13 protein-coding genes and 1 pseudogene are annotated in these 14,340 nt (G+C 59.5%); 9 read left to right on the forward strand and 5 right to left on the reverse strand.

All coding sequences use genetic code 11. The features are described 5' to 3' along the window. The 4 genes from A5774_RS09205 to A5774_RS09220 form a co-directional block, all read left to right on the forward strand. The coding region (locus A5774_RS09205; RefSeq protein WP_197490279.1) for a sensor histidine kinase at positions 1 to 772 on the forward strand (772 nt) is incomplete at its 5' end. 17 nt (positions 773 to 789) lie between these two features. After that, positions 790 to 1,497 carry a response regulator transcription factor gene (locus A5774_RS09210; RefSeq protein ID WP_064834514.1) on the forward strand — a complete coding sequence of 236 codons (708 nt, stop codon included), beginning with the start codon at positions 790 to 792 and terminating at the stop codon, positions 1,495 to 1,497. A 149-nt stretch (positions 1,498 to 1,646) separates the two neighbouring features. Beyond that, a complete protein-coding gene (locus A5774_RS09215) occupies positions 1,647 to 2,579 on the forward strand; it encodes an ABC transporter ATP-binding protein (RefSeq protein WP_064834516.1) in 933 nt (310 codons plus the stop codon). 3 nt (positions 2,580 to 2,582) lie between these two features. Beyond that, positions 2,583 to 3,314: an ABC transporter permease gene (locus A5774_RS09220; RefSeq protein ID WP_049149534.1), complete on the forward strand. Its 732-nt coding sequence runs from the start codon at positions 2,583 to 2,585 to the stop codon at positions 3,312 to 3,314. Between the two features lie 32 nt (positions 3,315 to 3,346). Here A5774_RS09220 and A5774_RS09225 read toward each other — a convergent pair whose 3' ends face one another. Next, positions 3,347 to 4,405 carry a hypothetical protein gene (locus A5774_RS09225; protein ID WP_082936195.1) on the reverse strand — a complete coding sequence of 353 codons (1,059 nt, stop codon included), beginning with the start codon at positions 4,403 to 4,405 and terminating at the stop codon, positions 3,347 to 3,349. Between the two features lie 139 nt (positions 4,406 to 4,544). Here A5774_RS09225 and A5774_RS09230 point away from each other — a divergent pair, with 139 nt between their 5' ends. Then, on the forward strand, positions 4,545 to 5,921 hold the full coding sequence (locus A5774_RS09230; RefSeq protein ID WP_156519602.1) for an MFS transporter: 1,377 nt from the start codon (positions 4,545 to 4,547) through the stop codon (positions 5,919 to 5,921). A gap of 27 nt (positions 5,922 to 5,948) precedes the next feature. Here the strand turns inward: A5774_RS09230 and A5774_RS09235 are convergent, their stop codons facing one another. Further along, positions 5,949 to 7,022 (reverse strand): hypothetical protein, encoded by a 1,074-nt coding sequence (locus A5774_RS09235; protein ID WP_082936196.1) that lies wholly within the window; start codon positions 7,020 to 7,022, stop codon positions 5,949 to 5,951. 79 nt (positions 7,023 to 7,101) lie between these two features. On the opposite strand from A5774_RS09235, the gene A5774_RS09240 reads away from it, so the two are divergent. Continuing rightward, a complete protein-coding gene (locus A5774_RS09240; RefSeq protein ID WP_064834523.1) occupies positions 7,102 to 7,347 on the forward strand; it encodes a type II toxin-antitoxin system Phd/YefM family antitoxin in 246 nt (81 codons plus the stop codon). Further along, positions 7,341 to 7,448: pseudogene (locus tag A5774_RS11020) on the forward strand (type II toxin-antitoxin system YoeB family toxin); the annotation flags it as partial. The gene A5774_RS09240 and the pseudogene A5774_RS11020, both read left to right, overlap by 7 nt. Here A5774_RS11020 and A5774_RS09245 read toward each other — a convergent pair. Beyond that, positions 7,445 to 9,481, reverse strand: coding sequence for a BCCT family transporter (locus tag A5774_RS09245; protein ID WP_064834525.1), 2,037 nt, complete (start codon positions 9,479 to 9,481; stop codon positions 7,445 to 7,447). The pseudogene A5774_RS11020 and the gene A5774_RS09245 overlap by 4 nt on opposite strands. Positions 9,482 to 9,795: 314 nt before the next feature. On the opposite strand from A5774_RS09245, the gene A5774_RS09250 reads away from it, so the two are divergent. Then, complete coding sequence (locus A5774_RS09250; protein ID WP_064834527.1) at positions 9,796 to 11,340, forward strand: MFS transporter; 1,545 nt, start codon at positions 9,796 to 9,798, stop codon at positions 11,338 to 11,340. Continuing rightward, positions 11,337 to 12,050, forward strand: coding sequence for a TetR/AcrR family transcriptional regulator (locus A5774_RS09255; RefSeq protein ID WP_064834529.1), 714 nt, complete (start codon positions 11,337 to 11,339; stop codon positions 12,048 to 12,050). The genes A5774_RS09250 and A5774_RS09255 overlap by 4 nt, the downstream gene beginning before the upstream one ends. Positions 12,051 to 12,099: 49 nt before the next feature. Here A5774_RS09255 and gluQRS read toward each other — a convergent pair whose 3' ends face one another. Together gluQRS and tgt are read right to left on the reverse strand one after the other, a co-directional pair. After that, positions 12,100 to 13,074: a tRNA glutamyl-Q(34) synthetase GluQRS gene (gluQRS, locus tag A5774_RS09260; RefSeq protein ID WP_064834560.1), complete on the reverse strand. Its 975-nt coding sequence runs from the start codon at positions 13,072 to 13,074 to the stop codon at positions 12,100 to 12,102. After that, positions 13,058 to 14,308 carry a tRNA guanosine(34) transglycosylase Tgt gene (gene tgt, locus A5774_RS09265; RefSeq protein ID WP_064834532.1) on the reverse strand — a complete coding sequence of 417 codons (1,251 nt, stop codon included), beginning with the start codon at positions 14,306 to 14,308 and terminating at the stop codon, positions 13,058 to 13,060. Before tgt ends, gluQRS begins: the two co-directional genes overlap by 17 nt. Positions 14,309 to 14,340 lie beyond the last annotated feature (32 nt).

Below are 14,340 nucleotides of genomic sequence, written 5' to 3' on the forward strand. Positions count from 1 at the left end.
GGATAGCACCCTTGGCCTGCAACAGTTTTTTGTTTTCTATTCCGCACTCATCTTCATCACCCTCCTTTCCATCGCGCTGTGTTGGCAATTGGGGCTGCGTAGCCGCCGTCGACGCCTGCGCTTAGAAGAACTCCACGCCCGTGCGGAACTCGCCGCAGTCACCGAGCGCACCCGCATCGCCCGCGAGATGCACGATATTGTCGCCCACTCGCTCACCGCGGTTATCGCGCAGGCCGACGGCGGGCGCTACGCTGCGCGCCATAACCCCGAGGCCGCGCTGCAGGCTTTAACCACCATTTCGCACACCGGCCGGGACGCATTGACGCAAATGCGCCAGTTGCTCAGTGTTTTGCGTGACGACGACACCCGCGAGACGTCCTCGTCGCCGGGTCTGGAACGCATCGAAGAGTTGTTGCACGAGGCCCGGCGCGGCGGCGTGCATATCGACTGGTACGAAACCGGCACCCGTCGGCAGTTAGACCCTGCCCGTGGATTAACGGTGTATCGCATCGTGCAGGAGACACTGACCAACATCATGAAGCATGCCGGGCCCACCGATGCGCGCCTGGAAGTCGACTGGTCTGCGGCTTCGTCGGTACGCGTGAGCGTCGACAATGCTCCAGGAACCGGTGTGTATGAGGCCGGGGATTCTACCGGTCGTGGTTTGCAGGGCATGCGTGAGCGCGCCCGCATCCATGGTGGCACCGCGCGCTGGGGCAACTCGCAGTATTATGAAGGCGGTTTCAACGTCACGGTGGAGATTCCAACATGAGCGGCCAAAGGATGAACATGGACACGACGCGCCCAATCACAGTCGGGCTTGCCGACGATCAGCTGCTGGTGCGCACCGGTTTTGCCATGGTGCTGGAGTCGCAGGACGACATCACGGTGGCCTGGCAAGCCGACAACGGCACGGTGGCTATTAACCAGGCAGCGAATGATCCGGTGGACGTGGTGTTGATGGATATTCAAATGCCGGACACCGATGGCATCACCGCAACCCGGGAAATTTTAAAAATTCACCCCGATACGCGAATCATCGTCTTGACGACGTTTGAAAACGACGATTATATTGTCGGCGCAATCGAAGCCGGAGCCAGCGGATACCTGCTCAAAGACAGCGATCCGGAAGATCTGCTGCAGGCAGTGCGTACCGTGGATGAATCCACAGCGATCATCTCTCCGAAAGCCACCGCCCGTCTGTTGCGCAGCATGCGCTCTGGCAACACCGGGGGCGCGGCCAGTGTGGGCGTCGACAAGCAGCACCGCTCCAGCGACAACTCTGCAAACGACAACGCCGCAACAGAACCGCTTACCCCGCGCGAGACAGAAATCTTGCAGTTGATGGCCCGCGGGCTGTCGAACCAAGAAATTTCGCAGGAGCTATTCGTCTCCATGCCGACGGTGAAAACGCACGTCACGCATATTTTGCGGAAAACCAACTCGCGCGACCGGGTGCAAGCGGTGCTCTATGCCGTGCATCATGGGCTGGGTTAGGCTGGGCCGCCCCGGAGGCTGCCCCCTGGGAGGCGGGGCCGCACGCACCGCACTGCCCCACAAAGCACAACCTCATACTGCGGTATGAGGCACAAATTTCCACCCGCAGCACTATATACACCGCCGTCGCCTGCTGCCATACTGGTGGCATGATCACAGTTAAACAACTAACCAAAAAGTATGGCGCGAAAACCGCCATCAAAGATTTGACGTTCCAGGTCCCCGACGGGGCGGTCACGGGATTTTTGGGCCCCAACGGTTCCGGCAAGTCGACGTCTATGCGCTGCATCCTCGGGTTGGATAAGCCCAGCAGCGGGCAGGCCTTTGTGGATGGCACGGAATTTTCCCGGGTGCGCAACAAACCCGCGCAGGTCGGCGCTTTGCTGGAAGCCACCTGGTTTAACCCGGGCCGCAGCGGGCGCGCGCACTTGCGGGTGCTGGCCTACGGCGCGGGAATCTCTGCTGCCCGTGTCGACGAATGCCTGGAAATCGTGGGCCTTTCTGATGCCGCGAACAAAAAGATCGGCGGATACTCACTGGGCATGAAACAACGCCTCGGTTTGGCCGGCGCGTTGTTGGGTGATCCGAAACACCTGATCCTCGACGAGCCAGTCAACGGCCTGGACCCAGAAGGGGTGAGCTGGATGCGGCACACCATCCGCCACCTCGCTAGCGAAGGCCGCGCGGTGCTGGTTTCCTCGCACTTGCTTTCCGAGATGGAGCAGACCGCCGACCGCCTAGTGGTGATTGGTCGCGGTGAAATGATCGGCGAATACAGCATGGAGGAATTCCTGCGCGGCGGCACCAAAGTGGTGGTGGAAGCTGGTGGCGACGACGTCGACAAGCTCACGCAGCGTTTGCAATCAGCCGGGTTGGACGTGTCGACGCGGGATGCTGGCGTGTTGGCGCTGGAGGTTCCGGAAAATACGGAGGAAATTGAAATCCGCCGTCTCGTCGGCAAGCTGTCTGCCGAACACCAAATCCCAATTATTGGTCTGCGCACCGAATCGCAGAATCTGGAGCAGCGTTTCTTGACTGCTACCGCCGATGCCCAAGAATATTCCACCCGGAAAGGCGCTTAAACCATGAATGTAGTCCGCTCAGAAATTGCAAAACTAACGAGTCTGCGCAGCACGTGGGTCTACGCGATCCTGCTGGTGGGTTCGATTGCTGGACCCGTCGTGTTGATGGGGCTGTTCGCCTCGGATTCCACAACGGATTTTTATTGGAATGACCTGCTGATTGCCGGGGACCTGTTTCAGATGCTCGCGATTATCTATGCTGCGGCATCGACCTCACGCGATCTGGCGCACGGCATGCACGGGCAGGCATTTTTGACCCAACCGCAACGTTGGAACTGGTTAGCGGCAAAAATGCTGGTCACCGGGGTGTTTGTGCTGGTGTTGCTCGCGGTTTCTATCGGGATATCGCTCGTGGTCGCGCCAGTTTTTGGTTTGCACCTAGATTCCAGTGAAGCCACCAGCATCCTGTGGGCTGTGCTCATTGGTTACCCGTTGTATGCCGTGGCTGCGGTTGGTTTGGCCGCGCTAGTGCGTTCGCAGATCGCGGCGGTCGGGCTACCGATCGTCTGGATGCTGATCGTTGAGCAACTGCTGGGCTCTGCCGCGATGATCTACGAATTCCTACGCCCAGTCGCCCAACTGCTGCCTAACACCACCTTTGGCTCGTTGACCACCGGTTTTGCTTTCTACGACTACATCCACACCGGCTGGGCTGGCGCCGCAGTGTTGGTTGGCTGGCTGGTCGTGCTGTGTGGGCTGGGCTTTCTCGCCAACCAGAAGCGCGATGTGAAGTAGGGGTTAGGAATTACTTACGGCGACTAAACCTTTTATGACGGTTGTCGTTGCCTAGCCCGCCGCTGCTGCACATACAGCACACCACCGAAAAACGCCCAGCACCAGTGCGCAATAAGCAATAGCAGCATTGGGGTGCCGACGATCATCCACGCGTTATGGCCGCTGGCGTTGGTGAGTTGATTCAAGCCCGAGACCACCGTTCCAACCGGAAATACGCAGGACCACCAGGTGGGGTTATATGCCATGGAATTGTGGAATACTTGCGGCCAGTGTTTCGAGGCCGCGATGAGCAGTATCGGTATTCCGATCACCATGATCCCCACACCGGATACGTAAGCAAAATGATCCCAGGGTGCGCTGCGCCCCAGCAACTGCGCCCCGGCTGTGGTCTGGCCAATCACACCCAGGGGAATCCAATAAATGGTGGTGAAGTTCAGCGGCATTTTTAATTTCTGTCGGGCCAGGCCAATATACACCGCTACCAGCACCGGAACCGCTGTAATCAGCGGCATCAACAGCCCCACCACGCCAATGGCATGCACAAGAAACGATAGCGTGCCGTTACCACCGGTATCGGTGAGGTGCTGGGAAAGTGTTCCCGCCGGGGCTCCGGCCACCGCAGGCGCAAGCAGCGGTAACGCCCAGGTGAAGTTGGCCGCCGAATACTGTGCACTCGGCAAATAAACCAGGTAACGGACAGTCACCACGAAAGCGAGCACAGTACCGAAAATCCAGTAGACGGTGTGCAACCTCCACCAGCCAAGAACCGCCGAGGTAGCCATCGACAGCGAAAGCACCCCCATGGCGGTCATCGCCCAGGCCGGGAGGTGTTCTGCCACAAACGGTGGGTTATGGTGTCGAACAAATCCGACAATCACCCAAGCCAGCATGACCGTCGCAACGAAATACCAGGCCACAGCAGCTGCGTGACCGATGGCGCTAGCTCCCCAGTAGGCTTCGACGCCCAGTGCGAGAGCCGCCGTACCCATCACAGACGCCGCCCACCCGGGGCCAGCGGGCGGCAGGCTCAGTGCAGCGCGTTTCGGCCGTGGCGCGGGCGGTTCATGGTGCAAGTGCGGCGTTGTAGTCACCTACCCCATTTTAAACGCGATCTACATCACAGCAACGTCGCGGCCTAATCTTTATCAACTATTGTGTCCCCCCGTCACAGTGCTATTGTCTTGTCAATCAGATGATCAAGATACGCAAAACTCAACAATAAGGACCACCGTGGCGCGACCGAAAACCAACCAGCAAGGGCGCATGCAGTCTGGGGAGCAGCTGCGCGTTCTTGCCGACGTCGCCACACCATTTTTTGCCGCCGAGTTGCTCATGAACCTCGCGCTGACGGTTCCGCACGCGATTTTGACGCCGCTGCTGCTGGACAAGGGATTAAGCCTGTCGCAGATCCTGCTAGTCCAGGCCGGTTTTAGCGTCGCGGTATTGCTTTTCGAATTCCCCTCGGGCTCCATCGCAGACATGATCAGCCGCCGCACGCTGTATTTTATTTCCCGCCTCGTGTTCTGCATATTCTTCCTGATGGTGATTTTCGGGCACGGCTTTCCGTTGATGCTGCTGGCCTGGATCATTTATGGCTTGGCGACGGCCTTAGAATCCGGCACCCTGGATGCCGCGCTGATCAACAATGCGAAAAACCGGCAGGGCCCAGCAGGCACGGTGGGTGTGCCGGATCATGTTGAATCACGCATTTCCTGGTTGGTGCGCAAGGAAGGGCAAAGTGCGTACCTCGGCATGATGATCGGCAGCACCATCGGCGCGCTGCTGTATTTGTCGGTGGGCGCGAATGTTTATTTCATTTCCCTTGGAGCCACGGTGATTTCCGTCGCCACGATCGCGTTGTTCTTCCGGATCCCGGAGCAGCACAAGGTGGCAAAAGTCGGCGGGAGTAAAGCCGCAACAAGCGTCGGCGGAAATGAAGCGGCAGCGAGCGTCGACAAGCATGATGCTGCACGGATTGGCGGTGCGCTCAGGCTGTGGCAGGAGCTTAGATCACACGCGCGTGCGACCGTGGAGGAGATGCGGAATTCGTCGGCGTTGCGGCAGTTTTTGCTGCTCGCGGTGGTTGCGCAGGCGTTTTTACAGTTGCATTTTCAATTGTGGCAGGCCGTCGGTTTGGAAAAGGGGTTCGCGGAGTCGCACCTGCTGTTTCTATATCTGCTGTTTATTGGGATGTCGTTTGTGGCCTCTTTTATTCGCCCGGAGGTGCTGTTCCGGCGGCGCGCACTCGTGGTTTCCGGCGTGGTGGCGTTCCCGGGGTTGGCGTGGTTGTCGTATCTTGTCGACGGCTGGGTATACCTGGTGTTTTACGGAGCTCTGGCGTTTTTACTGATCGTTTTTGCCAACTATTCCGCCTTCGGGGTGCGGCGGGCGTCGTCAGTGGAACGCATCGGCGCGGTGACCTCGCTGGTCGGCGTCGTCGGGAGCATCGGGTCGATCGGAGTATTGGCTGTGGCCTCAGCGTTTGTGAATTTTTATAGCGCAGCGGCGGTGGCTTCCGGCGGGTTCGTGATGCTGGTCGTGTTGGGGCTGGGATGGGTTGGTCTGCGGCGGGTTGCTCTGCGACGGTTGCAAGCAGAGCAAAAGTAATTAGCCCACCGGCCCGGGCAGATCGAACTAACCGCGCCGCTGCTGAACATGCCACACACCACCGAAAAACGCCCAGCACCAGTGCGCAATGAGTAACAACAACAGCACATTACCGATGCCAATCCACACGACTTGCCGGCTAGCGTTATTCATTTGGTTAAGGCCCGAGACCACAGTTCCCAACGGGAACACGCAAGACCACCAGGTCGGGTTATACGCCATGGAATTGCGGAATACTTGTGGCCAGTGTTTCGAGACCGCAATAATCACTACGGGAATGCCGATCACCATGGTGACCACGCCAAAACCGTAGGCAATACTGCCCCACGGTTCGCTGCGCCCCAACAACTGCGCGGCGGCCGTAGCCTGACCGACCAACCCGAGCGGGATCCAATAAATAGTGGTGAAATTCAACGGTATTTTTAGTCTCTTCCGCCCCAACCCACTATAAATCGCCACCAACAACGGCACAGCTGTCACCAACACCAGCAACAAACCGACTACGCCGATAGCATGCACAAGAAACGATAGTGTGCCGCTACCGCCGGCATCGGTGATGTGCCGGGCGAGCATTCCCGCCGACGCCGCGTTCACCACCGGTGCGAGCAACGGCAATGACCAGGTGAAATTCACCGAAGAATACTCAACCCTGGGCAAATGCACTAGGTGGGGCAGGTAACGAATCGAAACCACGAAAGCCAGCACCGTGCCAATTGCCCAGTAGGCGGTGTGTAACCACCACCAGCCGAGCACCACAGACGACGCCATCGACAGCGCAAGGATCCCCATCGCCGTCATCGCCCATGCGGGGAGGTGTTCGGGCACAAACTGCGGGTTGCGGTGCCGTACAAACCCCGCAATGACCCACACCAGCATCGCCGTGGCAAGGACGTACCAAATCACCGCGCCGGCATGCCCGGCGACGCTAGCACCCCAGTAAATTTCGACGACCTGCGCGAGCGAGGCACTTCCCATCACCGCAGCAGCCCATGCGGGCCCGGCTGGTGGCAGGGTCATCGTTGATTTTTGCTGCGGGGCACGTGTCGTTTTCGCTTCGGGCGGTTCGTGGTGCAGGTGCGGCGATTCAGTCACCTGCTTCATTGTAGGAGCACAAAGATTGCCACCATAAAAGCACCAGCGTAAAATTTTCTGCACCGATAAATGAGAGTGTGAGGCGCCTATGAAAGCCATGTCTTATTCCGATTCACGAGCACACTTTGCTGAGATGCTTGATACCGTGACTGATGATCGTGAAGAAGTCATCATTACACGCGCAGGACACGAGCCGGTAGTAGTTGTTTCGCTTGAGGATTATGAATCATTAAAGGAAACCGCATACCTACTCAAAAGCCCGGCTAATGCTCGCCGAATACTAGCCTCAATTGAACAGCTCGAAAATGGCGAAGGCACTCAACGGGATTTCTAGGCTATTGGTCGCGGAGAATCACAGATGAGCACCGGCTAGTTTATAAAATTTTCGGCGATGAACTTCGCATTGCTTCCTGCAGATACCACTATGGGCGTTAAGACCCGCTAGAGTTTCCAGACTTCACGTCGTCAGTGTCACCAGCGTCGTCAGTGTCAACAGTCTCGTTAGCGCCACCAACATCGTCAGCGACATCCCCGTCGTCCACCGCAACCTGCTCGGCTATCCCACGTGCAGCACGTTCAGTCGCTTCGTACGGCTCTACGTCTTCCAGGTACTCGCCAGTCTCGTAGTCGTACTCAATGGCGCGGCCCTGCTCGTCGGTGCGCGTGTACCAACCAACATTCTCGGCGGCATGCGAATCCCAGTTACCACCAGCAGAATAATCGCTATCCGGTGGGCATTCCTCAATCGCCAACGCAAAGTTGTCGCCGTATTTCGACACGCCTTGTTTTACCGAATTCGCCACCAAACGGTCACCATAAATCCGGCGCACGGTAAATGGGTCATTCCGCAGCTCTTTAAACAATGCCACTGACATCAAAATCAAAATGAACGCGAACGGCAACGCCGTAACCACCACCAGGTTCTGCATACCGCGTAGCGCGTCCTGTCCGCCCGAAAGCAAAATCACCACGGCGATACCAGCCATACATAAAACCCAGAACGTCGTAATCCACGGGTTCGGGTTAGGGTTACCTTTTTGTGATAGCTGCGAGTTCACCAACGACGCCGAATCTGCCGTCGTCACGAAGAAAATAATCAGCACCACGATGATGATCGGCGCAATAATGTGCGCGCCCGGCAACTGGTCTAGCACCACAAAGAAAATCTCTTCTGGGGCCGGCATCGTATCTGCCGTGCCATCAGGCGCGATCGAATGATCCCGGTTTTGCAGCCAAATCGTCGTACCACCCAGCACAGCAAACGCCGTCATGATGATGGTCGACGGAATAAACAGCACACCCAGCACAAACTGGCGGATGGTGCGCCCACGCGAAATCTTGGCGACGAACACCCCGACGAATGGCGCCCAGGAAATCCACCACGCCCAGTAGAACGTGGTCCACGCAGACAAGAACGCCTGCATCTCTTCGCCCTCGCCCATGTGCGCGGACATCGCATCGCCGAACGATGCGAAATACTCGATCATCACCGCTGGCAATGCGTTCATCAAAAACGCGGTCGGGCCAACGACAAAGAAAAACACCGCGATGCCGATCGAGAGCACCAAGTTGATATTCGACAACACCCGGATGCCTTTAGCCACGCCGGAGACCGCCGAGGCAATCGTCGCAATAGTCAGCACCATGATGATGATCAGTGCAGCCGTATTGCCCGCCGTCGACCAGCCAGAAACCACCTCAAAACCGCTGGCGATCTGCAAAGATCCAATACCCAATGTGGCGGCGGTACCGAACAGCGTGGCAATGATCGCCAAACCATCAATAATGCGCGCTGGCAGCGAATCCGTCGACCTATTGCCCAGCAGCGGCAGCATGATCGAGCTCATCAGCGGTACGCGGCCGCGTCGGAAAGAAACATAGGCGACGCACAAGCCGACGATTCCATAAATCGCCCAGGCACTCGCGCCCCAGTGCAGCGTCGACTGCACCATTGCACCCTTGATTGCTTCTTCGCTGGCGGCCTCATACGCGCCCGGCCGTGGGGATAAATAGTGACTGAGCGGCTCATACGGCCCGAAGAAAATAATTCCGATGCCAATACCAGCCGCAAACAGCATCGCTGCCCAGGACAGTGTGGAATACTCCGGCTTCTCATCGTCCAACCCCAGCGGGATGCGGCCGTATTTGGAGAACGCGAGCACCAGCAAAATGAAGAACAGCACCACAGCAATCATGGTGAACACCCAGCCCAGGTTGGTCATGATCCAATCCAGCGCCGTGGATGACACGTCGAAAACCTGCCCCGGAGCCAGCACGCCCCACAGGATGAACGCCACAACCAAGCCACCAACTACGGTGAGCATGGGCTTGTCGACGCGGTAGCGAATCCTTTGATCCTCCACGGACACTCCCGGCACCATCGCGGGGTGAATATTGTGCGGGTACGTCACCTCCCGCAGGATGCGTTTGGCTTTCGTGCCCGCACCTTCGGCATCATTGTCCGCCATCGCCGCTCTCCTTGTAACTGTTCTTCAATTCTGGGGTGTGTTCTCTTTGCTGTTTTTGCCGTTCCCAGCATTTCTCAACAAATTCCGAGACAACTGCTAAGCAACTATAAGGCAGGCTGTCGCATAAATCACGTTACATATTCACGCCCCACTATTGGCCAGACGGCCAAGTTTATGGCAGACTAGCGGGAGTCGACTTGGCCACCCGGCCAACTAAGTCGCGTTCGCACTGCAGATCGCAGCCTGCATCTCAAGTAAAACCTCAACACATATCTCAACCCACAACTCAACCCACAAGGCGGTGCTGAAAACCCATGACAGCGATGCAATCCCCCGCGGCACGTTGGTTCGCGCTAGCGACACTCGTCGGTCCCGTGCTGCTGCTCAGTATCGACATGAGTGTCATCAGCATCGCCGTACCCGCTATCAGCGCCGGGCTCGGCCCCACCTCCGCACAAATGCTGTGGATCATCGATATTTACAGCTTCCTGCTGGCAGGCCTGCTCATTCTGGCAGGCTCGCTCGGCGACCGCTTCGGCCGCAAACGCATGCTCATGATCGGCGCCCCCGCATTCGGTTTGGCCTCCTTGGCGACGGCATTCGCACCCAACCCGGAGCTACTGATTCTCGCCCGCGCCGCCCTGGGTGCCTCCGCGGCCACCCTCATGCCGTCGACACTGGGGTTAATCCGCACCATCTTCGACGACGCGCACGAACGACGCCTAGCCATCGCCGTATGGGCAGCCGCCTTCGGTGGCGGTGGCGCGCTTGGCCCGGTGCTCGGCGGTCTGCTACTGGAACATTTCTGGTGGGGCTCAGTATTCCTGATTAACGCCCCGGTCATGGCGCTATTCCTCCCCGCCGCGTGGTACCTGCTACCAGAATCGCGCGACCCGAACCCGCAGAAATTCGACTATCCTTCGGCCGCGCTGTCCATCGCCGGTCTACTCCCGGTCGTCTACGCGCTGAAAACCCTGATCAAGCAACCATCGGTGGCTAGCGTCGTCGCGTTAGTCGCGGGCATCACTTTCATCGCGCTATTCATCCGCCGCCAGCGTCGTATCCCCAACCCGATGATCGACCTGGAGCTTTTCGCGCGCCCCGGATTCGCCGCCGCGATCACCGTCAACATGCTGGCCACCCTCGCACTACTGGGGCTCACGTTCTTCTATCCGCAGTACCTCATGCTGGTCAAAGGCCATAGCTCCATGAGCGCGGGCCTGTGGATGCTGCCGCTGGCCGTGGCGACGATGACCGGAACCTTCGTTTCACCGTCCGTCGCCAAGCGGGTCTCCATCCGGAAGGTCATCACCATTGGTTCTGTGATCACCGCGTTTGGTTTCGGGCTGGCGTCATTCTTGGACACCGGATCGACGATGCTGCTGGTCGTAACTGCGGCAGCCGCGGTTGGTTTCGGCATTGGCTTCTCGGAAACCCTGACCAACGAGGTGGTGCTCAGCACCGCTCCCCCGGCACGTGCCTCGGCGGCCTCGGCGATTTCCGAGACCGGCTACGAATTCGGTGGCGCGATGGGCACCGCGCTGCTCGGAACCCTGGGCCTGGGAGTATATGCGCGGAACCTGCATGCCGACGAGCATGGGTTGGAAGGCGCACAGGCCGTCAGTGCCCGCGATACCCTCGGCGGGGCACACGAAATCGCTGCTAGCCTGCCCGCCGACCAGGCACGCCAGCTCATCGACGCCGCCAACGATGCCTACCTGACCGGCATGAATGTCGCCACTGGCGCTGGCGCACTCATCGCCCTGGGCGCGGCTGCCGCCGGCTGGTGGGGCATCCGCGAATATTCCCGCCGCATCGAGGAATCCGTCCACCACCCGCAGGAGATTTCACCGCGATGAGCAGCACAAAATCCGGTTCTGGCTCCCAGCAGTCCCGCAAGCGCATCCCCGCCGAGCAACGCCGCCGCGAACTCACCGCCGTCGCACACACCGTCATGGCCCGCGATGGGGCATTCGGCTTGACGACGCGCGCCGTCGCTAAGGAAGCCGGGGTGCCGCATGGCTCGGTGCACTACGCCTTCCATTCGAAAGACGAGCTGATCCGTGCCGTCGTCCGGGACGATATTGACCGCTCCACGGCCGCTTTTCGACGCTTCGCCGCCCCGGAAGCCAACACCCCGGAACATGCGGGAAGCCCGGCAGAGCAGGCCACCGGTTCAGCCGCAGCCCCGGCTCAAACAGAGCAGACCATTTCCGCGGAAGGCATTCTGCACGCCGCTTTTGCCAGCTACGCCGATAACTTAATCGGCGATCCGTGGGAGGAAGCCGCGCAGCAAGAACTCGCGCTGATGTGTGCCCGGGACGAACAGCTGCGGGTCATCATGCAAGAGTCCAACGCCAGCTATCGCGAACTGATCGGCAGCATCCTGGACTACCTTTCCACCGCCACCGGGAAAACCTGGGCGCAGCCAGCGGATATGTTGGCTGAAAATATCCTCGGCGCGCTGTTCGGCACCGCGCAGTTGTGGCTGATCGACCGCGACGACGACACCCTATATGCCAGCTTGGCGACGCTCGCGAAGGTCTACGCGGCGCAATTGGGTAAATAACGCCCGGTGAGCGGCACAGTCGTGCTGGAGCGCTGACGTGCTAGCGCTGCTAGCCTGCCGCCCACACGTAGTCGTCGGCAAGCGCTTCCGGGCAGAAACTCTCGAGAGCTTCGTGCAACGACGTCGCACCAGCACAACCAATGGACGCGAAAATCTCTTCGGCCACCTGCCGCGCCGACATCGTGCGGAGGGTGATCGGGCCATCGCGCTTCGCCAACCGCTGCCCATCGGCGTTAACCACCAACCCGACGTGCACATACTCGGGTGCGTCCAGCCCCAACAGCTGCGCCAGATACGCCTGCCGCGGCGCAGACGACAACAAATCATTCCCTCGCACCACCTGCGTGACCTGTTGGTGCGCATCATCGACCACAACCGCCAGGTTATAGGCGTAATCACGCGCCTGCGCCGCATTGCCACCACGACGCACAATAAAATCATCCACCCGACCGGTGTATTCGCCGTGCAACCGGTCGGTGATGCTGAACTCACTGTGCCCCGCACGCAACCGCAACGCCGGAACCCGGCCTTGCCCAGCAAGTTCCTCGCGTTTCTTCACGCGCTGCGCCTCGCTCAAATCCCGGCACGTACCCGGGTACTCGCCCGGAAGCTGGTGCGGCGCCGACGCCGCCTGCTGGATATCCTTGCGCGAGCAATAACACTCATACACCAACCCCCGGCCTGCCAGCTTGTCGACGGCCGCGGCATAAGCCGCCTCCCGATCCGACTGTCGCAACTCTGCACCGCGATCATCCCAGTCCAGGCCAATCGCCTGCAGGTCCGCCAACTGGCTGTCGACGAAGTGTTCCCGGCACCGCTGCGAATCTAAATCATCGACGCGCACCACAAAGCCCAGCCCGTCGGCACGCGCAAACAACCACGCCGCCACCGCGGTGCGCAGGTTGCCAAAATGCAGGTCCCCAGTCGGCGACGGCGCGTAGCGGCCGACACCCCCGGTGCCAGCCGCGTTAGCGGTAGCACCAGCAGCAGCACCCGCCCCAGCAGCGCTATTTGGTGTGTGCATAGTACCGGCCCAGGAACTCATCGCGGTACTCGCGGTAATAACCGCCGTCGATCGATTTCCGGATGTTATCAACCAGGCGAATCATGAATTCCAGGTTGTGGATCGTGCACAACGTACCGGCCAGAAATTCCTTCGCCTTGAGCAAGTGCCGGATGTACGCGCGCGAGTAATTCTGTGAAACATAACCGCCGAACTCCTCGTCGACACCGGAAAAGTCCCGTTCAAAGCGCTTGTTCTTCAGGTTCATCCGACCATCCAACGTGTAGACGCCACCGCGGCGGCCCAGGCGCGTCGGCGAGACGCAATCGAAGGTATCCGCGCCGTTTTCAATCGCCCAAAACACGTCGTCCGGCTCGGAAATACCCAGCAAGTGGCGGGGTTTATCGTCGGGAAGCTCCTCGCACACCCAACCGACGATCGTGCCCAGCATACCCTTATCCAACGCGCCACCAATGCCATAACCACCGAAACCACGCCGCCCAGCGGCCTCGGCCTCCTGTGATAACGACACCAGCCCCCGGGTGGCCTGCCTGCGCAGATCCTCATGCTGCGCCCCCTGGATCACGCCCCACAGCGACTGCTTCGGCCGGTGCGCACGCTCCCGTGTCAACCGGTCGTGTTCTACCAGGCAGCGCTCCGCCCAGCGGTGCGTGCGCGCCACGGATTCTTCCTGGTAAGCGCGGGTATCCACCAGCGTGGTCAACTCGTCGAACGCAAACATGATATCCGCACCCAAACCGTGCTGGATCTGCAGCGACTTCTCCGGAGTAAACCGGTGCCGCGAACCGTCCAACACGCTGCGGAAATTCACGCCGTCCTCGTCGACAATCGCCAACGAATCCTTGTTCACCTTCCGCGGGGTGTACTCGGCCATCTCCTGCTCGTAGTCCATCTTGATGGTCTTTTTATGCCCCACGCCCAGGCTCATCACCTGGAACCCACCGGAATCGGTGTAGGTGGGCCCATGCCAGCTTTCAAACTTGGCGACGCCGCCGGCCTCGTCGACAATGTCATGGCCCGGCTGCAGGTACAGGTGATACGCGTTGGACAAGATCGCCTGCGCACCGGTAAGTCGAATCTGCTCCGGGCTCAGCGTTTTCACCGTCGCTTTTGTGGCTACCGGGATAAACGCCGGGGTATTAATCGGGCCATGCGGGGTGGTGATCGTGCCCGTGCGGCCCTGCATTCCCGGCAGATCCAGGTGGGTGTTAACGGTGAAACTCAGATCGGTCATAGCCGCTAGTTTATCGTGCTGCGGCTAATGCG

Source organism: Corynebacterium sp. EPI-003-04-2554_SCH2473622, assembly GCF_001665955.1.
Taxonomy (GTDB): Bacteria; Actinomycetota; Actinomycetes; order Mycobacteriales; family Mycobacteriaceae; genus Corynebacterium; species Corynebacterium pseudodiphtheriticum.

Coding starts and splice junctions, on each gene's coding strand:
- A5774_RS09240 (WP_064834523.1), top strand. CDS start 7,102: ATGAAAGCCATGTCTTATTCCGATTCACGAGCACACTTTGCTGAGATG.
- gluQRS (WP_064834560.1), bottom strand. CDS start 13,074: ATGCACACACCAAATAGCGCTGCTGGGGCGGGTGCTGCTGCTGGTGCT.
- A5774_RS09255 (WP_064834529.1), top strand. CDS start 11,337: ATGAGCAGCACAAAATCCGGTTCTGGCTCCCAGCAGTCCCGCAAGCGC.
- tgt (WP_064834532.1), bottom strand. CDS start 14,308: ATGACCGATCTGAGTTTCACCGTTAACACCCACCTGGATCTGCCGGGA.
- A5774_RS09220 (WP_049149534.1), top strand. CDS start 2,583: ATGAATGTAGTCCGCTCAGAAATTGCAAAACTAACGAGTCTGCGCAGC.
- A5774_RS09250 (WP_064834527.1), top strand. CDS start 9,796: ATGACAGCGATGCAATCCCCCGCGGCACGTTGGTTCGCGCTAGCGACA.
- A5774_RS09235 (WP_082936196.1), bottom strand. CDS start 7,022: ATGAAGCAGGTGACTGAATCGCCGCACCTGCACCACGAACCGCCCGAA.
- A5774_RS09245 (WP_064834525.1), bottom strand. CDS start 9,481: ATGGCGGACAATGATGCCGAAGGTGCGGGCACGAAAGCCAAACGCATC.
- A5774_RS09215 (WP_064834516.1), top strand. CDS start 1,647: ATGATCACAGTTAAACAACTAACCAAAAAGTATGGCGCGAAAACCGCC.
- A5774_RS09210 (WP_064834514.1), top strand. CDS start 790: ATGGACACGACGCGCCCAATCACAGTCGGGCTTGCCGACGATCAGCTG.